Origin of the sequence: Mycobacterium sp. (genome assembly GCF_965230835.1) — a bacterium.
Classification (GTDB): Bacteria; Actinomycetota; Actinomycetes; order Mycobacteriales; family Mycobacteriaceae; genus Mycobacterium.
The window spans coordinates 246,261-271,468 of the sequence record NZ_CBDDLW010000002.1; the positions used below are offsets into that span (position 1 = coordinate 246,261).

Here is a 25,208-nt window from a genome sequence, read left to right on the forward strand (position 1 = left end):
TTGACACCGTGGGGCCAACTTCGGCAGACGCGGGCAACTGGCCTCATCAGACAAGCGCGATCTGCCCCTTCATTGGCGACCATTGTGCTGACAACGTTTAACTCACAACGACGACAAAGACAGGAGAGCGGCCATGCCGGCGCCCGCACACCCCGACGCCCAACGGGTCTACGATCTCGACCGCACCCGGGTATTTCACTCTTGGTCGGCTCAGGGCACCCTCGACCCGCTGGTGATCACCGGCGCGGACGGCAGCTACATCATCGACGGAGACGGGAATCGACTGCTGGACTTCTCGTCGCAGCTGGTATTCACCAACGTCGGCCATCAGCACCCCAAGGTCGTTGCCGCCATCACCCGGCAGGCCGCGCAACTGTGCACCATAGCGCCGCAACACGCCAACGAGGCCCGCGCCCGAGCAGCCGAACTCATCACCGACATTGCGCCAGCTGGGTTCAATCGGGTCTTCTTCACAAACGGGGGCGCCGAAGCTGTCGAACACGCCGTCCGAATGGCCCGCCTTGCCACTGGACGCTACAAGACGCTCTCCGCCTATCGCGGCTACCATGGCGCCACTCAACAGGCCATCAATCTGACCGGCGACCCGCGCCGCTGGCCCAGCGACTATGGCTCCGCCGGCGCCGTCCACTTCTTTGGCCCGTTCTTGTATCGCAGCCAGTTCGGTGCGCAGTCGGAGGACGAGGAGAGCGAGAAGGCCTTGGCTCACCTTCGTTCGATAATTCAGTTCGAGGGCCCAGAGTCGTTCGCCGCGCTGATTCTTGAGTCGATACCCGGCACCGCGGGCATCATGGTGCCCCCACCCGGTTACCTAGCCGGAGTGCGTGAGTTGTGCACCCAGTTCGGCATCGTCTTGATCCTCGACGAGGTAATGGCCGGATTCGGCCGCACCGGAAAGTGGTTGGCGTTAGAACACTTCGGCGTCGTTCCCGATCTCATCACGTTTGCCAAAGGTGTCAATTCGGGATACGTGCCGCTCGGCGGCGTGATCGTCAGCGACCCCATCACGCAGCGGTTCGCTGAAAAACCCTACCCCGGAGGGCTAACCTACTCCGGCCACCCGCTCGCGTGCGCTGCCGCGGTGGCCGCGATTGAAACGATGCGAGACGAGGCCATGGTCGAGAACGCCGCAACAATCGGCACCGAAGTGCTAGGTCCCGGACTGCTCGACCTCGCCGGGCGACATCAAGTTATCGGTGACGTGCGCGGGCTAGGTGTCTTCTGGGCTATCGAACTCGTCGCCGACCGCACGACCAAAGAACCGCTGGCGCCCTATGGCGGAACGTCACCGGAGATGGCGGCGATCGCTGACCGGGCCCAGGCCAACGGCTTGCTGATGTTCCGCAACCACAACCGTTTTCACTTGGTGCCGCCGTGCAATGTCAGTCCGGAAGACACCAAGCAAGCGCTGGCGATGCTCGATGACGCGCTGTGCGCCGTCTGAGAGCACGGTAATTGATAGCCGCAATACCCTCACACCCGCAGTGCCGCGGCCAAAGCTCGGATCCCTGGCTCGATCAGTTCAGTAGAAATCGAGCCGAAACCGATCCGCAGATGATTGTTGCGCCACGTGCCAGGAAAAAAGTAGCGGGATCCATCGGCTACCAGCACACCCTGTTCTCGGGCCCGCAACGCCCAGCGTTTGCAGTCGATTTCACTGGGCGCGGTATACCACAGACTGACACCGCCGGGCGGAAATGCATCCGCTCCCGCGGCGACAGGCAAGTGGTGCCGCACTGCCGCTGTGAGCGTTTCCCAACTGGCCCGTAATCGACGCCGCTGGGTTCGCAAGGCGCGATGGTATTCGCCAGAAGAGATGAAGATCGCTAGCGCCCGCTGCACGTGGCCAGGAAGGTGCTTGCACCGGTGGTACCGCTCAGCGCGCAGTTCGGCGATAACGTCACGATGCGCGACAACAAACCCCAAACGTAGCCCAGCCGACAAGAACTTAGAGAACGAGCCGAGGTACAGCACCCGGCCAGAGGTGTCCATGGACTTCAGCGAGGGCGTCGGCTGCCCACGGAAACGGAACTCACTGTCGTAGTCGTCTTCGATCGCGAATGCGTCGCGCTGCTTCAGCAGATCCATGAGCAGTCGCCGCCGCGGCAGACTCAACGTCACGTTCGTGGGATGGTGATGGCTCGGTGTCAGATAGATCGCATCGAATCGCGGAGCGTCATCAACCTCGGCGCCCCAGTGGTCGGTGGGCACCGGAACCACCGATGCACCGACCCGCGAACAAATGCGCCACATGTCGACATACCCGGGATTCTCTACGGCAACAACCGATTTTGACGACAGAAGGACATCACTGATCAGGGACAGTCCCTGTTGCGCTCCGGAAGTCACCAGCACTTCGTCAGGTTGGGCGCTCACACCACGAGGCGGCAGAATCTCATTGCACAGGGTCTCGACGAGCAACGGATCATCGAAGTCGCCGGCATCGCGCACACTGTAGGGCAGGTGCAGCGTCTGCAGCGCCTCGACAGAGGCTCGCTGCCAACCGCGCACGGGGAAGCTCCGCAGCTCGGGCTGGGCGCTGATGAACGGATATCGATAGTCGCGCCAGTTTGGAAATGTTGGCGCGCGCGTTACCGGTAGGTGCTTGTGAAGCTCACGCTGTGCGGCGAGCCGTGCGCTCCAATCGACATCGCAGCCCGTCACCGGCCTGGCAACGCTGCGCGGTGTCCGGTCCCCAGGGGACATTGTCACCGGATAAAGCCCAGAACGCGGCCTACTCTCCACCAGACCTGAACTCGTCAATTCTTGATACGCCAACGCAACGGTGTTTCGCGATACCCCCAGCGCCTGTGACAAGTAGCGGGTGGACGGCAGCGGCCGATTGGCCGTGAAGATCCCGCGAGCGAGTTGGTCCTCCAGCAGCGCGCGTACTTGGCGGTACAGCGGGAGGCTGGACTCAGGGTCAACGACGAACTGCTTCGGGTCTGCGCCCTCAAGGCCCCGCGGTGTCACCCACCGAGTTTAACTGGCCCCGTCACCTGCCGCAGATCGAGAAATTCTCGCAGGACAGTAGCGTGCGCGATTGCTGCAAGCGCTAGAGATCAAAACCTCTCCCAGAACAGCTCCACAAGCGAGCATTTGGCCGCACGTAACGTCGCCCTGCAGGCGCTAATCCGACCTGCGCCGCGTCGATGCTATTTCGTCACGCGAGCACGGCGGTGAGCGCTCCGACGAGGATGACCAGACCGAGAACGGCAGTCCGAAAGGTGTGGGCTGGAAGACGCTGCGCGATGCGATGCCCGAGACCATTGCCGATAACGGCAATGGTCACCAACACCGGAAGAGTCGGCCACAAGACGTCGGTTGGCACTTCGCCCCAGCCGGCCAAGATCACCAGGGATAGCGCGTTCGTGACCGTGAAATAGACCGCCAGATCGGCGATAAACGACAACGGGCGCGCGGCCGCGCGTGTCAACAACAGAGCGACCGGCGGACCATTCAACGACGTCGTCGTACTCAAAAATCCGCTGAGTGCACCAGCGAAAACTTGGGTGGGGACAGAGGGTATGTACGGTCGGCTCAGACGAGCCGACGCCATGCCGATGCCACATAGGACAACACCGACCCCGACTGCCCGTTTGAGTTGTTGCTCAGGTAGCAACGGCAGCATTAGCGCACCGGCGAACGCCCCTGGGACGCTGCCCAGCACCAGCAACATCACCCGACGCCAGTCAATCTTGTCTCGCAGACGAAACGCAGCGGTAAATCGGCTGACGCCGGTGGTCACCAGACAGATGACAACCACTTGTGGAACGTTGTAGCCAGCGAGCAACATGAACGGTGCCGCGATCAGGGAGGCACCGAAGCCCGTGGCGCCCCCCACAACAGCGGACCCGCCGATACAAACAGCTCCCCAGACGAGCAACATCTTTCTCCTTAGCGGGACAAGCTTCTTGTGATCCAGCGTCAGCGCGAGACCAAACCTCAACGGTGACCAGGGCGCCGTGGTCACCGCGTTCACCAACGAGTCGATCATCAAATGAACACGCGGACGCATCAGCCTCGACGGTCGACGTCGACGAATCACCGGTGACGGGGCAACGACGTCCCGGCGAGTATTCGCAGGATAGTCCGGGGCACCACGAGGGTGGCGCGGGTTGAGGTGTTGGTGGGGTGTTACCCGGCCGCCGGTGGGCGCGACATGACGGTGAGTCGGGTTCCGTATCGGGGCACGACGCCGTTGGCGCCTCGGGTGGCCACCGCGGGCATGCCGGGTATTCCTGGTGTGCCTGCCTCGATCGGATCACCACCGGAAAGCGTGGTTAAGCCACTGCCCGACAACGCATTAACCGGACCGCTAGCCGGCGCCGCCCAACTCGGCGGCACCGATAATTGACCGATCGAATTCGCCTGTTGCCACCCAGCCAACACCACCCCACCCACACTCGGCGTCTCAATCGTTGTCGCTAGCGCCGGAGCGAGCCCCGCAGCGATCCCCGACCCCACCGCATCAACGGCGGCCGCCGGAGCAGAACCCTGAATGGTGCCCACCAACGCGGTAGCAGCCGAGATCGGCGTACCCAAAACCGTACTGCTCGAATCGAGTGCGGCGATGATGTCGAGAAGGTCCTGGGGAAGGTGCCCGTCCTGAAAGGAGAAATTCGGCAACTGGAAATCCGACAGCGCTTCGGGAACTTTGGCAAGCAGCTGCGCCGTCGCCGACTGTGCGGCCTGCGCGCTTGCCCCCGACTCAACCGCGGCGGCCTGGCCAGCCTCGGCACCAGCATTGGCCGTCTCAGGAGGCTCGGCAAACGGCGTCAACGCCGCGGCCACCGCCGAGGCGCCGGCATAGTCATACATCGCAGCCGCATCTTGGGCCCACATCTCGGTATAGGCGGTCTCGGTGGCCGCGATCGCCGGGGTGTTCTGGCCAAAAAAATTCGACGCGATCAACGCTTTCAACGTCGCACGATTGCCCACGACCAACGCCGGAGGCACCGTCATCGTGTACGCGCGCTCAAAGGCCGCCGCCGCAGCTCTGGCCTTGCCCGCGGTCTGCTTAGTCTGCGCGGCAGTCGCATACAACCAATCCACAAAAGGCAACGACTTCGCCAGCATCGCCGCCGCCGCCGGACCACGCCACGAAATACTGGCCAACGTCGAAATCGACGAACTATAGCTATCGGCCACCGAAGCCAACTCCGCAGCCAACGAATCCCAGTTTCCCGCAGCAGTCAGAAAAGAACCCGGCCCCGGACCGCTGTACATTCGCGCAGAGTTGATCTCCGGAGGCAAGAACGCATAGTCCATATACTCCACTACCCTCTGCATTTACCGTGCTAACAACACGTGGATGCGCGAAGAGTCGACGTTGGCTCTCGTGGTAACGACAAAAGCTTCCATGACCGGCGCCATTTCACATACCGGGCAACCAAACCACCAGCGTCATGGGACGTTCACATATATCGATATCACGACCCCAGCCTGTCGGACAACTGGACCATACGGAAGGTCCACTATCAAAGCACCCAACGTGTCCAGATGTAACACTGCGTCCACAATTGTGAGCGCCCAGGGAACATAGATTTTGCAAACCACGCACAATGACCGGCATCTAGGGAATCCAAGCGTTACAAATGCGAAGCGAAGTGTTACCACCGTCACGATGAACAGGGTGGCAACGTGTTTCAGATCGCGGCTGCAATCGCCGGGTGTTCTGCACGAAAGCGCTCGACGGTATAGACGACTTCAGCGCAACACGATTGGCAACAACGTTAGGCAAACGCCAAGCAAGCGATAATCACCGTTGCCACCAGGCTGGGCCGGTCCGCGGCGAAGCACCTGAGGTGCGATAATTGACCGCTATGACCGCATCTGAGCGCGTCGAGACTTCGACGCATAGCGCCATCCGACTAGTCGAAACAACGGCTGCACTCTGCTCCCGGTACGGCTTGGTCGTTGTGATCAGCTGGATAGGTGCGATGAAGTTTGCCGACTATGAGGCACAGGCAATCCAGCCGCTGATCGCCAACAGTCCCCTAATGAGTTGGCTCTACGATATCTTTTCCGTTTCTACACTGTCGGCGATGCTGGGCGTGTTTGAGATTTTCACCGCACTACTGCTAGCGGTTAAGCCGTTGGCTCCGAAAATTTCTGCCGTGGGAAGCGTGTTCGCGGTCGGACTTTTCCTAGCAACCATTAGTTTTCTGTTCACCACGCCGGGCGTAAGCGAAGCCGCGGCCGGAGGTTTCCCGCTTCTGTCATCAACTGGGACGTTCCTCCTGAAAGACGTGGCGCTGTTAGGTATTTCACTGTGGACGTTGGCCGATGCGCTGCGGTCGGCCAGTCGGCTGAAAGCGGGCTGATAGCCTCAGCCAACCCGGCGTAACGCGTCGGCTGCGCCAGCGAGGATAGTGGCTCATCCGTGCAATCGGACGCGGGCTACTAAGCTACACCGCTTAACTCGGCCAACCGACCAATGCCCGCGTCTACATGTGCCTGAAACTGATTAACGATGTTGAGTAAGCGGGTTTCCGTAGCCCGCTCGGGCGGTATCCGAGCCGGGTTGAGTATGGTTTGGTCGGCCCACTCTTTGATGTCGGGCCGAGCCGACAGTGCCACAGATGCCGCGTTTGCAAGAACCTGTGTTCTCGCCCAATCCGTCGGCGTGTTCGGATAGGGACACGGTGGACACAGTCGGTTTTTCTCTTCATCGCTGTCACAGACCGCCTCGACGTAGCCGGTGAGTGCGGCGCCGAAACACGTAAAAGTATTCTGCACCGACTGAAGCCGGATCGCGTCGCGACCCCACACCGGAACTAGCGGTGGATACTGCAAACCTGATGCAGCGCAATGCACCACAACCGCGTCTTTCGCGATCGCCACCTCACCGGTGGCGAGGCTGACACTCCCGGGCGCAACCGACTGGATATGTCCAAGGCGCACCACATTCTCAATTGAGCGCAGTTCGTCGAGCTCCCACTGGGCAAGAGTGGGCGTCTTGGCCATTGTCGGGTTCACCCGGGGGTCGATCCGCAACATGATTCCGGCTTCTTCCAGACGGAAAAACAGATCATCGGCCGTGGACGCGGCGGCGGCCAATTCCATTGCTTCCGCGAGCATCCCGATGAAGACGACTGGGTCAGGCTGCACTTTGGCGCGATTGAGCATCCACGGGTCGCGCGGACGTACCCAACAGATCTTGTCGGGATCGACTCCGTTGGCCAACAGCCATACGCAGGCGTCAGTCGCCGTTTTTCCGGAACCGGCAATCACGAACTGGCTAGGGGCTTCATGTAGCCGAACAAGTTCGTTGACTGAGATAACCCGCGCACCGTCGGATATCCCAAACGGCGCGGGCGTGTGTAGGGGTATGTCGGGAGAAAGATAGCTGGCATCGACTATGCGGGCGCCGTTGGACATCTCATATAGCTCACCGGACACCAACGAAGCAAATCGCCCGTCGCCAAGGTACTCGCAGTTCGGATAGAAACGCACTTGGCCCGAGTCATTCAGACGCGCCAAAGCTCGGACGTAGTAAGCGCAGACTTCCGAACTGAAAGCCCTTTCGTACCAACCCGCTTCAGGCCCACTTTTCTGGATTCGCCCGTCTCCGAGCAACATCGATGCAACACCGTAAAACGGCGAAGCTTGGTGTAGCTGCACAAACGGGTAGGCATCGAGCCAGTGACCGCCCGCGCCGTGACGGCGGTCGATGATTGCCACGTTGACGTCAGCGTTATCGATCAGGGCGTCCGCGAAAGCCATACCCGCGGCCCCCGCGCCGACTACAAGGTAGTCCACGTTCAGCCGTTTACACTCTGGCACAGCTCGCGATTATAGAAGTCGACTAGGAACGGTTCCGGAAAGGGGCCCGCACCGCCCACATCGATGCCCCCTATAGCGGCGGCCGACTCCCGACTCACGGATGTGGTTCATGGTTTTGATGTGCGGCAGTATTCATCTTGTTCGGTGCTGATGAGCGTAGCGATCCCGCTGGCCTGCACAGTCATTCGCAGCGGCTGCGGTCAGTATTTTTGAATGATCTACCCGGTACCGACACCGAAGCGAGCCTATCTCTGGCTATGTTGCGCGACGATTGAATTTGCGCGCTATACCGACAACCGTTGACCGTACAGCTAGGAGGCACATGACATTGCGGGCCGGCCACACGCCCAGGAATGTCGATGTTGAACGACAGGCAATCAAGCGCGAATTCGCGCGGCAACCACAGCCTGAGCGGTGCTCGATAGCTGCAAGCGTTGTACCGAACACCGCCGGCCGGGTCCGCCCCCCTCTAACGGACCCGGCGACGCTGTTGCTCGGTCGGGCGCGGTTCGTCATCCTGCGATTTGGCTACCAAAAGCTCCGTCCGCCCGACCCCTCGTCGCGCACGGACCGACCCGCGGTGCTGCCTCAGGAGATTCTTACGGCCTTACTCGACCACAAGCCGCGCCCTCCGAGAGCTCATGAAAACCGCGCCAAAGACACCAGAAGGGATAGCCGCCGTGGGTGATCGATCGCGGCAAGCCGATTCATTTCCATCTCCCTGAGCTCGGCGTGATTTTGATGCAGCAAACACTAACGCGCCGATTCCGGCTAACACCATATGCGGTCACACTGAAGTCCAGGATCACTGTTGTGCACGCAGCACAACCAGGAGCGCCGCAACTACCTGCGTCGATGCCGTTTGGCGTGGAGCACTCCCGGCGCCATCCATCGGCAGACCTCCAGCGCCGTCTGCACCTTGAACACGAAATCGGGGTCATCGAAGCTCTGGCCGCAAAGCTCCATGGCCTGAGCCACCCGGTACTGAATAGTGTTGCGATGAAGGATCATCGCTTCGGCTGCCGCCACGTAACTACGGTTGCGGGCCAGAAACTCCCGCAGGGTCTCGCGTAGCCACTCATTGCGCTCGTCGTCAATAGCGAGTTCGTTCAGTACCTCAGCGACGAAGTGGCGCAGCTCATCCACATCCGTGGCCATCAGCACCACTGGCGCGACATCCTCGTAGCCGACGACGCGGACACCAGGGCCGCCGTTGCCGGCAAGAGCCACCTCCTTTACCAGTTCGGCCTGCTGGAGCGAACTGCGGAAGCCGCTCAGCCCGTCCCCTGTCCGTCCGTACGCGAGATGGGCTCGGATTCCCGCCGAGTCGAACTCCGCGCGAACTCTGGACAAATCGGGCGTCCGCGCGGACTCAACTGAAAACCACAACCGGGCCTCGCGCTCATCGGTCGGGACCATCAACGAGTGCTCCCCTGCACCCAGCTCCGTTGCTAACAGCGAGCGCACCTGATCGAAGATTGCCACCGCATCGCGGGTAGCTAGTGCGGTATCCACCCACAGCACCACCGCGAGATGGGTGCCGTCCAACGCATAACTCAGCACCTTCTCAGCCCGCCGAACATCAACCGGGCCACCGGCAAGCACATCGCCGACCCAATGCTGTAGCAGGCCGCTGCGTCGGCTTAGCCAACGGTCGTGTTCCCGTTCGTAGGCCACAATTACCTGATCACCAACCAAGTCCATAAAGACCGACAAGCGATTTACCAATTCGGTGATCGTCGGCACGCGCGCGGCCGGCTCCACTGCCGACACCTGCTGCATCGCTACTTCCATGAAGCGGGCATGGCCGAGTCGTTGCGACCGAACCAGCGGCGCCAGCGGAACATCTCGCCGCGCCGCTGCCCGCACGTAGGCCAGCGCAGCTGCCGGAGCTTCAAGAACATCAGCCGGTGTATCTCGATCCAGGTAGTGAATGGCCGACACCACACCCTCGGTCATGCTCGCCTTCCACAGGTCCATCATTCGAGCGTCGTAGTTCAGGCCCTGAATCTCGGTCCGCATCTCGTTGAACAACTCGACGATGAAGTCATCGCGAATCAACCGCATCTGCCGGGTAATCACCGAAATAGCTTCGCCGACCTCGGCCACTTCTACTTCCCTTCTGAGCTGCGGCCCCCGCCCGGACTGACATCCGTCGGCTCTCACTGTGCCCGCCCCGAGGCGACAATGTGCAGCTTTCGGCTGCGTTGCCAGTCTGGAATAAACGCGGGCGTAGCGATCCCAACCACAGTCGCTACGATGAGGGGGCGCGACGACAAACGAGCCTCGAGGCAGCCTCAAAGGAGCGACGTGAGCGACACCGACAAGGCCGACCCCGAGATCGACAAGTGGGATCCTGGCCTAACGCAGCGCGTGATGGGCGCCATACGCCCAGTCCTGAAGACATACTTCCGCTCCGAGGTGCATGGCCTCGATAACTTCCCGCCCGGCGGAGTTCTCGTGGTCGGAAACCACTCAGGCGGCATGTTCCCAATGGACGTCCCGATCTTCAGCGTCGACTTCTACGACAAGTTCGGGTATGACCGACCGGTCCTTACGCTAAGCCACGACATTCTCTTTATGGGCGTGACCGGGTCGTTTTTCCGACGTACCGGCTATATAAGGGCTACCCGTGACAACGCGGCCAAGGCCCTGCGATCGGGCGGCGTGGTCGTCGTCTTCCCTGGCGGCGACTACGACGCGTATCGACCCACCTTCTCCGAGAACGTCATCGACTTCAACGGCCGAAAAGGATACGTGAGCACAGCGATCGAAGCTGGCGTACCAATCGTGCCCGCGGTATCCATCGGTGGCCAGGAAACCCAGCTCTACCTGTCTCGCGGCACCTGGCTAGCCGAGCGCCTTGGGCTGAAGCGCCTGCTACGCAGTGACATCCTGCCGCTCTCTTTCGGATTTCCTTTCGGTCTGAGCGCCGCGATCCCGCCGAACCTACCGCTGCCCGCCAAGATTGTGACGCGCGTGCTCGAACCGATCGACGTCACCGCGCAATTCGGCGAGAATCCTGACGTCGACGAGGTCGACAAGCACATTCGGTCAGTGATGCAGCAGGCCCTCGATGACCTCGCCGCCAAACGCCGGTTCCCGATTCTGGGTTGAGCGGTGGCAACTCGTATCAACCAAACCCTCGGGCTGATCGGCACGATGAAACGTGCCGGAGTCATCGCGCCAATGCGTCCGGACCGCTACCTTAAAATCGCCGCCGCCATGCGCCGTGAAGGCATGGGCATCACCTCCGGCTTCGCCAGCGCGGCGCAGCGCTGCCCCGATCGGCCAGGCCTGGTTGACGAGTTAGGCACGCTGACTTGGCAGCAGCTCGACCAACGCTGCAACGCGTTGGCAGCCGCGCTGCAAGCTCTCGACGCCGGGCAGCCGGCCGGGGCCGCGCGGGTCATCGGGATCATGTGCCGCAACCATCGCGGTTTCGTTGAGTCACTGGTAGCGGCCAACAGGATCGGCGCCGATATCTTGTTGCTCAACACCTCTTTCGCTGGTCCCGCGCTCGCCGATGTGGCAGCCCGCGAACGCGTCGACACCGTCATCTACGACGAGGAGTTCAGCGCGACCGTAGACCGCGCGCTGGCGAACAAACCCGACGCTACCCGCATCGTGGCGTGGGCCGCCGAACAGCACGACCTGACCGTCGAGCAACTCATCGCCACCCACGCCGGGCAGCAGCCCGAGCGAACTGGCCGCAAGGGCCGACTGATCCTACTGACATCCGGAACTACCGGAACTCCTAAAGGCGCCAAACATTCTGGTGGCGGGATCGGTGAGCTCAAGGCCATTCTGGACCGCACACCGTGGCGGGCCGAGGAGGCGATCGTGATAGCCGCGCCAATGTTCCACGCCTGGGGCTTTGCGCAACTTGTCCTGGCAGCGTCTCTGGCCTGCACGGTGGTCACCCGGCGCAAGTTCGACCCGGAGGCCACTCTCGACCTCATCGACCGCCACCAGGCAACTGGTCTGGCATTGGTGCCGGTGATGTTCGATCGCATCATGGATCTGCCAGCCAACATCCGTAACCGCTACAGCGGCCGGTCCTTGCGGTTCGCTGCCGCATCCGGTTCCCGGATGCGGCCTGACGTCGTCATCGCGTTTATGGACCAATTCGGCGATGTGATCTACAACAACTACAACGCCACCGAGGCTGGCATGATTGCCACCGCCACCCCGCAGGATCTTCGCGCCGCGCCCGATACAGCAGGCAGACCCGCAGAAGGAACCCACATCCGGATCCTGGACCAGGATTTCCACGAGGTGCCTACCGGAGAAATCGGCAGCATCTACGTCCACAACAACACCCAGTTCGACGGCTACACGTCGGGCACCACAAAAGACTTCCACGCTGGGTACATGTCGTCGGGCGACCTAGGCTACCTCGACGACGCCGGACGGCTGTTCGTGGTGGGTCGCGACGACGAGATGATCGTCTCCGGGGGTGAGAACGTCTACCCAATCGAAGTCGAGAAAACACTGGCAGCACACCCCGACGTGGCAGAGGCTGCCGTGATCGGTGTAGACGACGAGCAATACGGACAGCGGCTGGCGGCCTTTGTGGTGCTGGAAGCCGACGCTCGTCTCGACGAGCACACCGCGCCTGACACCCTCAAGCAACACGTCCGTGACAACCTGGCCAACTACAAGGTGCCCCGCGAGATGACGGTTCTCCAAGAGCTTCCCCGCGGCAGCACCGGCAAGATCGCGCGCGCCGAGCTGCAAGCACAGGTCAGCGGCGGATGAGGGCAGCGCGAACACGACAGACGCTGGGTCGGGTGCGGCGACGGAAGTTCAAATCCCGACCGCTGATCCGGGCGGCACTTGAATTCATCAACGCTGCCAACGGATTACGCCCTCTGACCCGCAAGGGCTACAACGCGGTGTGGGTGTTCTGGTTCGGCTGGCCTACCTCAGAGGTGCCGGGCGTCTATTTGACTGCCTCGGTGCTCGACGCGGTGCGCCGCGGTCGACGCGGCGACTTCTCCAGCCCCAGAGGAAAGGTAGCGCTGACCCTGACTGCAGCCACCTGGGTGATCCTGGCGGTCATCCGCCGGCGCGTCGTCACCACGGCGGGCCCGGTGCTGGAAGCAGGGCTATGCGACCAACTCGGACCCGACTTCGACAAAGACCTGATCGACTCGACGGCGACACCGATCCGCGCCACCGCCACCGCCACCGCAAGCCGCAATCTACCGCTACGCACGACCGTAGCGCGCCGCCGCTACGTCGAAAAAACTCACGTCATCGTTTACGGCCCGCACCGACGCGCAAATCTGGCCGACATCTGGCGACGCCCCGACCTGCCGCGAGACGGCAAGGCTCCAGTGCTGGTGCAAGTGCCGGGTGGCGCCTGGACACTCGGATGGCGCCGTCCACAGGCCTATCCCCTGATGAGTCACCTGGCTTCTCGCGGCTGGATATGTGTGTCCCTGAACTACCGTGTCTCACCGATGCATTCGTGGCCCGCACACATCGTCGACGTCAAGCGAGCATTGGCGTGGGTCAAAGAAAACATTTCGGCCTACGGCGGAGACCCGAACTTCGTCGCGATCACCGGCGGGTCTGCCGGCGGCCACCTATCTGCCCTGGCAGGGCTAACGCCAAACGAACCCGAATTTCAACCGGGCTTCGAAGAGGCCGACACCTCGGTGGCCGCAGTGGTCCCGATATACGGACGCTACGACTTGTTCTCCACCGACCGGGAGGGGCGTCGCGAATTCGTCGAGTTACTGGAAAGATTCGTGATCAAGCAGAAGTTCAGCACACACCGGGACGTCTACCTTGACGCATCGCCAATTCGCCATACTCACGCCGACGCGCCCCCGTTCTTTGTCATACACGGCCAAGACGACTCCCTGATCCCGGTCGCCGAAGCCCAGGAGTTCGTCGACGAATTGCGGGCGGTGTCGAAGGCCCCAGTCGCCTACGCCAGCCTGCCACATGCCCAACACGCGTTCGATGTATTCGGGTCACCTAGGGCACATCAAACGGCCGATGCCGTGGCCCGCTTTCTGTCCTGGGTGTACGTGCAGAACCCACCCGCCGAAAGCTAGCTGCACCTAACGCAAATCCGCGGCACGCTCCAGCTCAATCAGCGCCGGCTCGATCGCATCAGCCATCTCGTCGATATCGTTGGCAACTTCAGGCGTGGTCACAAAGCCGAAATCCAAGAAATCCCGGTAGGAGAAGCAGGTAACGTTCAGCGCCACGTCCATGACCGGCGGCCCGAGCGGCACCAGCGAATCCAGCCGCGCGCCCGCCATGTACAAGGGAAAGGGCGGTCCTGGGACGTTCGACACGACCAGGTTGATGGGGGCCAAGTTGTGCGATAACCCGGTAGCCGTGTAAGCGCGGGCAGCCAGGTGAAGCAGCCCCGGTGGTGTGGTCTCGGTGAGCCCCATGATCTGGTGCGCTGAGAGAGCCTTGGCCATTTCTTTGGCGCTCTGCGTGCTCTCGTGAATCGCTCTGAGTCGTTCGACTGGATCCTCCACGTCGGTTGCCAAAGACCCCGTCATCGAGCTGATCTGATTGCCCACCTCGTCCGCCGTCTCATCGGTGCGGGTAGAAACCGGAATCTGGGCGACCAATGACTTGGCCGGCAACTCGTCTCGTTTCTGCAAATATTCGCGGGCCGCACCGGCCACCAGCGCAAGCACAACGTCGTTGAGCTTGACAGCGAACGCGTCCTTGACCGCCTTCACACGAGCCAATTCGACGCGGCATCCGGTAACCCTCCGGTGCGGAGAGACAGTCGCATTGAATCGGGTCTTGGGAGCTTCGAAGTAGCGAGCCCGCTTGCCAGCAACGCCCAAAGCAGCGATCTGCTGGCGCACGGTCTGCTCTACCAACCGAGCGATCCGGAATGGTGTCATGACTCCGACGTTGATGAGGGCACCGATCGCACGACGTTCCAGTCGAGGGATCTGGAATCCCACAAATCCAACCGTTTCTTTCTGCGGCGGCCGGGGCTCGGGCTCGACGTCCAAAAGGATTTCACCGAGCCCAGCACCAGAAACCCCGTCGACAATGGCGTGGTGCATCTTCGTCAGCGTCGCGATACGGCCACCTTCGACACCCTCGATGACCCACAGTTCCCATAGCGGTCGGGAACGATCGAGCTTGTAGGACATCAGTCGGCCGACCAGCTCTTCCAGCTCGCGCCGTCCGCCCGGAGCGGGCACACCAATACGCCGGACGTGGAAGTCGACATCGAGATCCTCGTCCTCAACAAACCAAGGCCGGTCCAGCCCAAGCGGAGCACCCGTCACCCGCCAGCGCAACTGCGGGATCTCCGGCAGTCGCTCGATCAGCAGATCGCGCAGTCGCTGAAAGCTGTAGTCTGGCGCGTCACTGGGATCGCAGACCGCCAGCGCGCCGACATGCATATGCCAACCCGCTGTTTCCGCAGACCAAAACGCCGCATCGACACTTGAAAGCCGCTTCATCCCGCGACCTTAGCCCTCGCTGACCCGCCGGGGCCAGTAATCACGCAAATCTCACAGGCCACTCTTGCTCCAGGCCAGGTGACACTGCCCAACGCATAATCGGATGGAAATGACCGCGAGTACCCGGCCCACTTTCGGATCAGCGGACTAGGCATCCTCAAGCAAGTCAGGTGTCACCGCCGATTCCGTGTCCGGAATTCCTTCCACTTTCGCCTTGCGGTCGGCCATCGAGAGCAATCGCCTAATGCGTCCAGCCACAGCGTCTTTCGTCATCGGAGGATCGGCAAGTCGGCCCAGCTCCTCCAAGGACGCCTGTCGGTGGGCCACACGCAGCGTCCCGGCCGAGGCCAAATGGTCTGGTACCGTGTCGCCGAGTATCTCCAGTGCACGCTCTACCCGGGCGGCGGCCGCAACCGCGGCCCGCGCCGAGCGGCGCAGATTCGCGTCGTCGAAGTTAGCAAGCCGGTTGGCAGTCGCGCGCACCTCGCGACGCATCCTGCGCTCCTCCCAAACCACCCGCGTTTCCTTCGCACCCATTCGGGTGAGCAATACACCGATGGCCTCACCGTCTCGCACGACCACGCGATCGGCCCCCCGCACCTCGCGGGCCTTCGCGCTTACACCCAGCCGGCGGGCGCCGCCCACCAACGCCAGCGCAGCCTCAGGCCCGGGGCAATTGATCTCCAACGCCGATGAGCGGCCCGGTTCGGTCAACGACCCGTGTGCCAGGAAGGCTCCTCGCCATGCGGCTTCGGCGTCGCCGATGTTGCCGCCCACAACTTGGGCCGGCAAACCACGCACCGGACGCCCACGCATGTCCAGTAGCCCAGTCTGCCTGGCCAGGGCTTCGCCGTCGTTGGTGACACGCAGCACATAACGGGTGTTCTTTCGAATTCCACTGGCCGATAAGACATGTACTACCGCGGTGTAGCCGTACAGATCAAAAATGTCCTTGCGCAGCCGCCGAGCGATACTGCCCAAGTCCACCTCGGCTTCGACGAGCACGCGCCCCCCGACGATGTGCAACCCGCCGGCGAACCTCAGCAGGGAGGTGACCTCAGCTCGGCGCGCACTGACCGATTTGACCACCAGACGGCTTAGCTCGTCTTTGACTTCGGTTGTCATCGCCACGCGTCGTCACCCCTTGGTTTGTTGCCACCCAGTCCACCGATCCGCTGCTGTCCACCATCGATGGGTATCTCATCGGTGGCCGTCACCGGAGGCCCACCCGGGTCGTCGTTACGCACCCGCACCGCCTCCAGGACGGCTGCCAATTTGCCCGGGTCATGTAAAGGTGTACCAGGTCGAGCTACGTCGGCGAAGTGGACCTCCGCCTGCAGCAGCGTGGCGGTGCGCCGTAGTTGCTCGCGCTCGCGGTCGCTGGGCACTCGCTCGGCGTCGATAATGATGTCATCGACGCCGAACTCGGGCGCGTGCTGAGCCAGCACGTGCAGATGACGCTCCACTGAGAAGCCAGCCGTCTCTCCCGGCTCGGCCACCAAGTTGAGCACCAGTGCCCGCCGAGCCGTGGTGGCCTGCAAAGCGGCAGCTAACCCCGGCACCAGCACATGCGGAATCACGCTAGTGAACCACGAGCCAGGCCCGAGGACGACCAAGTCCGCGGCCATGATGGCGTCGACAGCCTGCCGGGTGGCCGGTGGGTTGGCAGGCAACAACCTCACCCGCCGCACCTTGCCCGGGGTGGTTGCAATCGCGACCTGACCGCGGATCGAGCGGAACATGCGCGGATCCGACTCGAGGCCCGACACATCGGCCTCAATCTGCAATGCGAGCGGGCACATCGGCAAAACCCGGCCCTTAACGCCGAGAATCCGTCCAAGCTCGTCTAGGGCCGCGACCGGATCAGCCAGCACTTCGTTAAGCCCGGCAAGGAGCAAATTGCCGATCGGATGTCCCGTCAAGGCACCACTGCCGCCGAATCGGTGCTGCAGGATAGTAGCCCATAGCCGTCCGTGCGGGCTATCGGATGCCAACGCGGCCAAAGCCATCCGCAAATCACCGGGTGGTACGACGTCTAGTTCGCTGCGCAGCCGGCCCGATGAGCCGCCGTCATCGGCGACGGTTACCACGGCAGTGACATAGGGCGTGAGCCGACGGGCGGCCGAAAGAGTCGCATAGAGCCCGTGTCCACCGCCCAGGGCTACGATACTTTCGCTGTTCGGCCAGCTCATTCGCGGCCCAGATCCCGGTGCAGCACCCGTACCGACAGCTGCAAATCAGATCGCAAAATTCCCATGAGTGCTTCGGCGATCGCCACGCTGCGATGTTTACCACCGGTGCAGCCGACGGCGATCGTCATGTAGCGCTTCCCTTCTCGCCGATAGCCGTCCACAACCAGGGACAGCAACCGATGGTAGGTCTCGAGGAACTCGGCCGCCCCTGCCTGAGCCAGCACGTAGTCACGCACCGCCGGATGCTGACCGGTATGTGGACGCAGCTCATCCACCCAATGCGGATTCGGCAGGAAGCGGACGTCGACGACCATGTCGGCGTCCAACGGCAGGCCGTACTTGAAACCGAAGGATTCGACGGTGACACTCGTGGTCGCGCCGTCATCGCCGCCGAACGCACTCTCGATGCTCTCCCGCAAAGCACGCACCGACAGGGTCGATGTGTCGATGACCAGGTCAGCGGTAGCACGAACCGGAGCTAACATAATGCGCTCAGCAGCAATGCCCTCGGCCAGGGTCTGCTCGCCCTGCAGCGGATGGCTACGTCGATTCTGTTCGTAGCGCCGCACCAACATGTCATCGGAGGCCTCCATGAAGACCACGCGTGGGGTGATGTCGCGAGTGGCCAGCTCATTGCGCACCGAGTCGAGGTCGCCGGTGAACCCTCGTGATCGCACGTCCATCACTACCGCTAGCTGGGTGATCCGTGATCCAGCTGCCAGCCCGAGATCCACCATCCGGGTAATCAGCTGGGGAGGCAGGTTGTCGGCCACGTACCAACCCAGGTCCTCCAGCACCTTGGCGGCTGTGCCGCGTCCGGCCCCGGACAACCCGGTCACCAGCACGACATCAATACCGACTCGGGATTCGTGCGGAACGCCCAAGCGGCTATTCGCCTGCGCGACTCCGGGCCGTTCCTCATTCTCCTCAGCGCGCTTTGTCATCCGGAACCCCTGGACGGGTCAGGCCGCAATGCCTCGACTACAGCCGTGGCAGTGGCCATGCCGATACCCGGAACAGTGGTGATCTGGTCGACTGTGGCCTCCTTGAGGCGGGCTACCGATCCGAAATGGGCTACCAGCGCCTTGCGGCGATGCTCTCCCAGGCCCGGCACCGAGTCCAGGGCCGACGCCGTCATCCGCTTGGATCGCTTGCTGCGGTGATACGTTACGGCAAATCGGTGCGCCTCGTCGCGCACTCGCTGCAGCAGATAAAGCCCCTCACTGTTGCGCGGCATGATGATCGGATCTGGCTCACTGGGCACCCACACTTCTTCGAGCCGCTTCGCCAGGCCGATCACCGCCACATCGCTAATACCCAATTCGTCGAGCACCGCGCTGGCCGCATTGACCTGTGGCGCGCCGCCATCTACTACATAGAGATTCGGTGGGTAGGCGAACCTCCGCAACTTTTCCAGCGATTTTTCTTCCGAAGAAGCCGATTTCTGATCATTCTGCTCGGTCAGGTGTCGCAGAAACCGCCGCCGGGTGACCTCTGCGATGGAAGCCACGTCGTCGGAACGCCCCTCCCCGGCGGCTTCCCGGATCCCGAAGTGGCGGTAGTCGGATTTGCGTGGCAGACCATCCTCAAAGACCACCAGAGATCCCACGACATCGGTGCCCTGCACATGGCTGATGTCGACGCACTCGATCCGCAATGGCGCATCAGCCAAACCAAGGGCATCCTGAATATTTTGCAGCGCAGCGGATCTGGCGTTGAAGTCGCCAGCCCGTTTGAGCTTGTGTTGGGCAAGGGCCTCTTTTGCGTTGCGCTGCACAGTGTCGGCTAGCGCCCGCTTGTCACCGCGGCGCGGCACCCGCACAGCGACGCGCGCGCCGCGCAGGCCGGAAAGCCAGCTGGCCAACTCGTCGGTGTTAGCCGGCAGACACGGAACCAACACCTCCCTCGGAACCGGGTTGGCTGTTTCATCCGCGGCTAGACCGAGCTCCGCCTGGTCGCCGTAGAACTGTGTCAGGAACTGCTCAACCAGCTGCTCCGCTCCCGAATCGCCGGGCTCGCCGGGTTTGTCTACCACCCAACCGCGCTGGCCACGAACCCGGCCGCCGCGAACGTGGAATACTTGCACAGCTGCTTCAAGTTCGTCGTCAGCAAACGCGACCACGTCGGCGTCGGTGCCGTCACCAAGCACCACGGCCTGCTTTTCCATCGCCCGCCTGAGCGCAGACAAATCGTCGCGAAGCCGGGCAGCCCGCTCGAAATTGAGGTGCTCGGACGCTTGGTGCATCTGTTTTTCCAAGTCGCGGGCAAACCGGTCAGTCTTGCCGGATAGGAAGTCGCAGAAGTCTCCCACGATTTGGCGATGTTGCCCGGCGCTGACCCGGCCAACGCACGGCGCCGAACATTTGTCGATGTAACCAAGCAGACATGGCCGGTCGATCTGCTTGTGCCGCTTGAACACTCCAGTTGAGCAGGTCCTCGCCGGAAACACCCGCGTGAGCAGGTCCAGCGTCTCCCGAATCGCCCACGCGTGCGAGTAAGGACCGAAATAGCGCACACCCTTGCGCCGTGGGCCACGGTAGACCATCAACCGGGGAAACTCTTCGTTGAGCGTAACGGCCAGCACTGGATACGACTTGTCGTCGCGGTAGCGGACGTTGAAACGCGGATCGAACTCCTTAATCCAGTTGTATTCGAGCTGCAGTGCTTCTACTTCGGTGTTGACCACAGTCCACTTGACCTTGGCCGCGCTGTTGACCATCTGGCGCGTCCGCGGGTGCAGACTCGCGACATCGGCAAAGTACGACGTCAAGCGGCTGCGCAGGCTCTTGGCCTTGCCCACGTAGATGACGCGCCCGTGGGGGTCCAGGAACTGGTATACCCCCGGCTCTACCGGGATCGACCCGGGAGCGGGACGGTATGTCGCTGGATCAGGCACGTAGCTCAGGCTAGTCCCGGCTACCCGAAACCAACGAGCGCGCCGCGGGATGAAGTTCGGACGCCCCCGATCGCGCAGCGGCAGGCGGGCGAGCCCGACAAGGGCATCTAGTGTCGGTCGCCGGCCGGCTCATCGCCTACGGACGGCATAACCAGGGGCGGTACGACGAATTCAGCTAGGTAGTCACGAAGTGCATCGACGTCATCGCTCCTGTTCCCGAAGCCCTGGATGAGGCCAAGGCCCACCAGCACCAGGTGGTCGACCGCACCGTCGATGTCGATGCCCGGTCGTAGCTGGTAAGAGCGGTCCGGCCCGGCCTGCTCCAGAATGCGCCGCGCAAAGGTGCGCGCCCTGGCCTTGATCCCCTCCGAGGTGCCGACGAGCCGACCGACGGCGCCCCTGCCGCTGTCGTTGAACATCGCGGCCAGAGCGGGATCGCCGCGTACCAGGGTGACCACACTGACCATCGCCTCTACGATGAACGACTGCACTGTTGAATGCTGCTCGGCCTGCGTAGCCAGCAAGGCTAGATAACGGTCGGTAGAGCGGCCAATCACCTCGAGCAATATCGCATCGCGGGAGACGAAGTGCCGGTAGAAAGTAGACCTAGAGACGTTGGCCTCGGCAACGATATCGTCGATTGTGGTGCGGTCGAACCCGAGCCGAAGAAACGTTCGCTCTGCGGCACTGACCAGGCGCTCGGCATTTTGCTCGGGACGCAGGCCGCCACCTTTAGGACGTCCTAGGCGGGCCGGCGTCACCGCGCCGCCCTAGCAACCTTTTCTTGGAAGTCGTTCGTTCCGCATTTTGGGCGCGGCCCCGGAATCCCGTACACATAGTCTGAATAAGGGATACCGTCCGGATGTGCCTCAGCGGGCGAGCCAACTCCCGTCTCTCGGCGCACCTCCGCCAGGGGGCGGGCGAGCAACTCCTCGTAAGGCAGCGCCATCAGGTTGTCAGCGCTGCGGCCCCGACGGACCGCCTCAGCCAAGAATGCTCGCCATCGGTCGCGTGGCGTGCCGCCGCTGAAGCTCCGTAACATCCGATAACCCATACCCACCGCCAACGACGGGAGCTGCCCATAGGTGAACGCAATGTTCCCCCCCTCCCCCGCATAATCCGGCCCGTAGCCGCCGAGCACGTGCCACAGGTCGTGCAACTGCAACCCACGCTTGACAAGGTAGGTGACCTCATCGTCCCACCCGAGCCTCTTGCCCATCGCCTCGGTGTCATGCAGTGCTTCGAAGACCCGAGCGTCAAAGCGGTACTGAGCGGTGAAATCCAGATAGGCGCGCCCGAAGCTGCCTTCCGGTGTATCGGCCAGAGCGTGGCGGTCGCTCAGCGTGGCTAACAGGTCGGGCCGCTCGACCAAGAGACGCTGGCCACGCGGGTCCTTGAGCATCCCGTCCAGGTGAACCTGCAGCGATGGGCCACCGACGGCGAGAAAGAACTCCATGAGTTGGGCGGGGCGCCGATACGGGGAGATCGTGGCTGGCAGGCACATCATCGCCCGACGCCAGCTACGGCGCAGGCGCGGAGCGGATTGGGGACCGGGTCGGGTCCGCATGGGACCATCCTAGAAATGAAATATTGATACGTCAATCAATTCATATTTCATTTCTGGTCTCGCCCGTCACCTGATAGCGGGCCAGCAGCGAGCGCACAGCGTCCATTGCGGCAACAGCGCGGTCCTTGTCAACGGCCTGGATCGCCATGAGCGGGATGTACTCGTCTCCAGGCAGATCGATCCGCGCCCAGCGGCTCCCGCCGGGAAAGGACACACCGACCACATCGGACCACGGGATCAGCCTGTCCCCCAGCAGATTACGCACTGAAAGCCCGGCGGAACTCACCCGCAGCCGCGGCCGCGCAAACAACAGCACAACGCCGGCAACGATTAGCCCGAGGGCGCCCATCGCCACCTGGTCGGCAGTCTGAAAGACCACCCCACTGGAACGGACCTTAAGCAGCAGACCTACCACGATGTGGGCTGCTGCAATCAAAAAAGCTGCAGCGTAAACAAATAACGGTGTCAGATGCGGACGCACTACGACGTCCCAATCGTCCGGCCCAGGTTTCGCGGTCACGGCCGAGCACGCAATTCACGCAACGTCAACGCTGTGGTCAGCGCTGCTGCAGTCGCCTGGGCTCCCTTGTCCTCGGCGGACGTCGGCAGTCCAGCGCGATCCAGCGCCTGCTCCAGGGTGTTGGTTGTCAGCACGCCGTTGCCGACTGGCGTCGAGGCGTCCAGTGAGACGCGAGTCAGTCCCTGGGTTACGGCGTCACAGACATAGTCGAAATGTGGTGTCGCACCACGGATAACCACACCCAGCGCGACGACAGCATCGTGGTTGCGCGCTAGCTCCTGAGCCACCACCGGGATCTCGATCGCACCAAGAACCCGCACCACTGTCGGGTTGTCGATACCCGAATCGGCGGCGATCTTCTCGGCGCCCACTAGCAGCGCGTCACAGATCTCGTTGTGCCAAGTGCTGGCAACGATAGCCAACCGCAGACCAGCCGCGTCAAGCTGCGGCATGTCCGGAACCGCGGCACCACCACTCATAGTGCACCACCGAATTCACCTGGCAAGTGCATAGATTCCGATAAATCGTTGAAATCATCCAGCCCGGTCAGGTCGTGCCCCATCTTGTCGCGTTTAGTCATTAGGTAGCGGATATTCTCCGCGTTGGCTCGAACCGGCAGCGCAACCCGCTCGATGATGTGCAAACCGTACCCATCCAGTCCCACGCGCTTGGCCGGGTTGTTGGTTAGCAGACGCATCGACCGGACCCCGAGGTCGACGAGGATCTGCGCACCGATCCCATAGTCCCTTGCGTCGGCCGGCAATCCGAGCTTGAGGTTGGCATCGACGGTGTCAGCACCGGAGTCCTGAAGTTGATATGCCTGCAGTTTGTGCATGAGACCGATGCCACGACCCTCATGGCCGCGCATATAAAGCACGACACCACGCCCTTCCCGAGCGACCATCGCCATCGCGGCGTCGAGCTGCGGCCCGCAATCGCAGCGGCGCGAGCCGAACACGTCACCGGTCAAGCACTCGGAGTGCACCCGAACCAGCACATCGTCACCGCAGCCGTTCGGCCCGGCGATCTCGCCGCGGACCAGCGCTACATGCTCGACGTCCTCATAGATGCTGGAGTAGCCGATGGCGCGAAAATTCCCATGCCGAGTGGGGATCCGGGCCTCGGCAATAAGCTCGATGTGCTTTTCGTGCTTGCGCCGCCATTCAATCAAGTCGGCGATGGTGATCATCGCAAGACCATGTTCATCTGCGAAGATCCGCAGTTCGTCGGTCTGGGCCATCGAGCCTTCGTCTTTCTGGCTGACGATCTCGCAAATCGCGCCCGCGGGCTGCAGGCCCGCCATCCGGGCAAGGTCGACCGCGGCCTCGGTGTGCCCTGGCCGGCGCAACACCCCACCATCTTTGGCTCGCAACGGAACAACGTGACCGGGACGGGTGAAATCGTCGGTTTTGCTGACTGGATCAGCCAGCAACCGCATCGTCGTCGCTCGGTCTGAAGCCGAAATGCCAGTACCAACACCATTTTTTGCATCGACGGTAACGGTGTACGCGGTGCCGTGTTTGTCTTGGTTCACCGCGTACATCGGCAACAGGCCCAACCGATCACATATGGCGCCGTCCAATGGCACGCAGAGGTATCCCGAGGTGTAGCGAACCATGAAAGCCACCATCTCCGGTGTCGCCTTCTCGGCCGCGAAGATCAGATCGCCCTCGTTCTCGCGATCCTCATCATCGATAACGACCACAGCCTTGCCCGAAGCGATGTCGGCAACCGCCCGCTCAACCGAGTCCAACCTCGTCATCCTGGCTACCTTGCTGTCCGACCGGCCCACATGAGAAGCCCCACGTGTTTCCTTCAGTATGAACCACCCTGCCACCACTCTTGCCAGGCCATCGCACTTGGACCAGGTGCACCACACGGCGGGCATCGCCAAGCGATGAATGCACCATCGACCGGACAGCCTTTTGCCGGCGTTCGGCAAATCGCTGAGCGCAGGGTGCGAGGTTCACCGAGAGGCCAAACTGCACCCCCAACCACACCGTCACGCCTTAGGAATACGCGCTATTCGCAAACGCGGTTTCGCGGTCAACCTCATTCCCAGACGCTGCCCGCCACTCGACGGCGGCACCCCCGGCCACCCGCGGAACACACCCAGCACTCGGCCTGCTACTCGGTCAACCCGCTGGTAGAAGAGCCATCCCGGGCAAGCAACCGCTCAACATACTTGGCGATAACGTCGACTTCGAGGTTCACCTTTGTGCCCACCGGAACACGACCCAAGGTGGTCAGTTCCAGTGTCGTGGGAATCAGCGAGACCTCGAACCAGTCGCGCGGTTCAGCGCCCAGCCCAGAAACGGTAAGGGAAATCCCGTCGACGGTGATTGATCCCTTCTCCACAATGTAGCGAGCGACCGTCGCGGGCACCTCGATCCGCACTACGTCCCAATGCTCCGACGGTGTTCGGGAGATTATTTCCCCAGTCCCATCGACGTGGCCCTGAACGATGTGTCCTCCGAGTCGGCTGTTGATTGCCGCGGCGCGCTCTAGGTTCACCCGGCTGCCCGGCTGTAGTTGGCCGAGGTTGGAACGGTTCAGCGTCTCAGCCATCACGTCGGCACTGAATCGTCCATCGGATAGCACTTCAACCACCGTCAGACACACGCCATTCACCGCAATCGAATCACCATGGCCAGCGTCGCCGGTGACGGTGCGACCACGAATGATCAGGCGGGCTGCATCGGCGAGGGGATCCCTGGCGGTTACTTCGCCGAGTTCTTCGACAATTCCGGTGAACATGGCACCA

The 25,208-nt window shown here is 62.3% G+C and carries 21 protein-coding genes; 5 read left to right on the forward strand and 16 right to left on the reverse strand.

Annotated features, from left to right (window positions below):
* The first annotated feature begins 133 nt into the window (after positions 1-133).
* Entirely contained in the window at positions 134-1,462 is a 1,329-nt protein-coding gene (locus ACO07W_RS01630) for an aspartate aminotransferase family protein (protein ID WP_421840242.1), read from the forward strand.
* Between the two features lie 29 nt (positions 1,463-1,491).
* Here the strand turns inward: ACO07W_RS01630 and ACO07W_RS01635 are convergent, their stop codons facing one another.
* From ACO07W_RS01635 to ACO07W_RS01645, 3 genes are all read right to left on the reverse strand, one after another.
* Positions 1,492-2,991, reverse strand: a complete 1,500-nt coding sequence (locus ACO07W_RS01635) for a PLP-dependent aminotransferase family protein (protein ID WP_421840243.1) — start codon at positions 2,989-2,991, stop codon at positions 1,492-1,494.
* 190 nt (positions 2,992-3,181) lie between these two features.
* Positions 3,182-4,036, reverse strand: a complete 855-nt coding sequence (locus tag ACO07W_RS01640; protein WP_421840244.1) for a sulfite exporter TauE/SafE family protein — start codon at positions 4,034-4,036, stop codon at positions 3,182-3,184.
* 119 nt (positions 4,037-4,155) lie between these two features.
* A complete protein-coding gene (locus tag ACO07W_RS01645; protein WP_421845755.1) occupies positions 4,156-5,289 on the reverse strand; it encodes a PPE family protein in 1,134 nt (377 codons plus the stop codon).
* Between the two features lie 554 nt (positions 5,290-5,843).
* Here ACO07W_RS01645 and ACO07W_RS01650 point away from each other — a divergent pair.
* A complete protein-coding gene (locus ACO07W_RS01650) occupies positions 5,844-6,344 on the forward strand; it encodes a YkgB family protein (RefSeq protein WP_421845756.1) in 501 nt (166 codons plus the stop codon).
* 79 nt (positions 6,345-6,423) lie between these two features.
* Here ACO07W_RS01650 and ACO07W_RS01655 read toward each other — a convergent pair whose 3' ends face one another.
* Both ACO07W_RS01655 and ACO07W_RS01660 read right to left on the reverse strand, forming a co-directional pair.
* Entirely contained in the window at positions 6,424-7,806 is a 1,383-nt protein-coding gene (locus ACO07W_RS01655; RefSeq protein ID WP_421840245.1) for an NAD(P)-binding protein, read from the reverse strand.
* Between the two features lie 843 nt (positions 7,807-8,649).
* Positions 8,650-9,915, reverse strand: coding sequence for a PucR family transcriptional regulator (locus tag ACO07W_RS01660; RefSeq protein WP_421840246.1), 1,266 nt, complete (start codon positions 9,913-9,915; stop codon positions 8,650-8,652).
* A gap of 267 nt (positions 9,916-10,182) precedes the next feature.
* Between ACO07W_RS01660 and ACO07W_RS01665 the strand changes: the two genes are divergently transcribed.
* The 3 genes from ACO07W_RS01665 to ACO07W_RS01675 are packed head-to-tail and all read left to right on the forward strand — an operon-like array spanning position 10,183 to position 13,877.
* Complete coding sequence (locus ACO07W_RS01665) at positions 10,183-10,923, forward strand: lysophospholipid acyltransferase family protein (RefSeq protein ID WP_421845757.1); 741 nt, start codon at positions 10,183-10,185, stop codon at positions 10,921-10,923.
* A gap of 3 nt (positions 10,924-10,926) precedes the next feature.
* Positions 10,927-12,567, forward strand: coding sequence for an acyl-CoA ligase FadD12 (gene fadD12, locus ACO07W_RS01670; RefSeq protein WP_421840247.1), 1,641 nt, complete (start codon positions 10,927-10,929; stop codon positions 12,565-12,567).
* Positions 12,564-13,877 carry an alpha/beta hydrolase gene (locus ACO07W_RS01675; RefSeq protein WP_421840248.1) on the forward strand — a complete coding sequence of 438 codons (1,314 nt, stop codon included), beginning with the start codon at positions 12,564-12,566 and terminating at the stop codon, positions 13,875-13,877. Before fadD12 ends, ACO07W_RS01675 begins: the two co-directional genes overlap by 4 nt.
* Before the next feature lie 6 nt (positions 13,878-13,883).
* Here the strand turns inward: ACO07W_RS01675 and ACO07W_RS01680 are convergent, their stop codons facing one another.
* The 11 genes from ACO07W_RS01680 to ACO07W_RS01730 form a co-directional block, all read right to left on the reverse strand.
* Positions 13,884-15,269, reverse strand: a complete 1,386-nt coding sequence (locus ACO07W_RS01680; RefSeq protein WP_421840249.1) for a WS/DGAT/MGAT family O-acyltransferase — start codon at positions 15,267-15,269, stop codon at positions 13,884-13,886.
* A 147-nt stretch (positions 15,270-15,416) separates the two neighbouring features.
* Positions 15,417-16,394 (reverse strand): DNA-binding protein WhiA, encoded by a 978-nt coding sequence (whiA, locus tag ACO07W_RS01685; protein ID WP_421845758.1) that lies wholly within the window; start codon positions 16,392-16,394, stop codon positions 15,417-15,419.
* The gene (gene yvcK, locus ACO07W_RS01690) at positions 16,391-17,461 is read right to left on the reverse strand and encodes a uridine diphosphate-N-acetylglucosamine-binding protein YvcK (protein WP_421840250.1); all 1,071 of its coding nucleotides are present in this window, start codon (positions 17,459-17,461) and stop codon (positions 16,391-16,393) included. The genes whiA and yvcK overlap by 4 nt, the downstream gene beginning before the upstream one ends.
* Positions 17,458-18,405 (reverse strand): RNase adapter RapZ, encoded by a 948-nt coding sequence (rapZ, locus tag ACO07W_RS01695; RefSeq protein ID WP_421840251.1) that lies wholly within the window; start codon positions 18,403-18,405, stop codon positions 17,458-17,460. The genes yvcK and rapZ overlap by 4 nt, the downstream gene beginning before the upstream one ends.
* Positions 18,402-20,357 carry an excinuclease ABC subunit UvrC gene (uvrC, locus tag ACO07W_RS01700; RefSeq protein WP_421840252.1) on the reverse strand — a complete coding sequence of 652 codons (1,956 nt, stop codon included), beginning with the start codon at positions 20,355-20,357 and terminating at the stop codon, positions 18,402-18,404. Before uvrC ends, rapZ begins: the two co-directional genes overlap by 4 nt.
* Positions 20,358-20,464: 107 nt before the next feature.
* Positions 20,465-21,118, reverse strand: coding sequence for a TetR/AcrR family transcriptional regulator (locus ACO07W_RS01705; RefSeq protein ID WP_421840253.1), 654 nt, complete (start codon positions 21,116-21,118; stop codon positions 20,465-20,467).
* Entirely contained in the window at positions 21,115-21,924 is an 810-nt protein-coding gene (locus tag ACO07W_RS01710; protein WP_421840254.1) for a Coq4 family protein, read from the reverse strand. The genes ACO07W_RS01705 and ACO07W_RS01710 overlap by 4 nt, the downstream gene beginning before the upstream one ends.
* 40 nt (positions 21,925-21,964) lie before the next feature.
* Positions 21,965-22,444 carry a PH domain-containing protein gene (locus tag ACO07W_RS01715; RefSeq protein ID WP_421840255.1) on the reverse strand — a complete coding sequence of 160 codons (480 nt, stop codon included), beginning with the start codon at positions 22,442-22,444 and terminating at the stop codon, positions 21,965-21,967.
* The gene (gene ribH, locus ACO07W_RS01720; protein WP_421840256.1) at positions 22,441-22,923 is read right to left on the reverse strand and encodes a 6,7-dimethyl-8-ribityllumazine synthase; all 483 of its coding nucleotides are present in this window, start codon (positions 22,921-22,923) and stop codon (positions 22,441-22,443) included. The genes ACO07W_RS01715 and ribH overlap by 4 nt, the downstream gene beginning before the upstream one ends.
* Positions 22,920-24,206, reverse strand: a complete 1,287-nt coding sequence (locus ACO07W_RS01725; RefSeq protein ID WP_421840257.1) for a bifunctional 3,4-dihydroxy-2-butanone-4-phosphate synthase/GTP cyclohydrolase II — start codon at positions 24,204-24,206, stop codon at positions 22,920-22,922. Before ACO07W_RS01725 ends, ribH begins: the two co-directional genes overlap by 4 nt.
* Before the next feature lie 365 nt (positions 24,207-24,571).
* Positions 24,572-25,201: a riboflavin synthase gene (locus tag ACO07W_RS01730; protein ID WP_421840258.1), complete on the reverse strand. Its 630-nt coding sequence runs from the start codon at positions 25,199-25,201 to the stop codon at positions 24,572-24,574.
* Positions 25,202-25,208 lie beyond the last annotated feature (7 nt).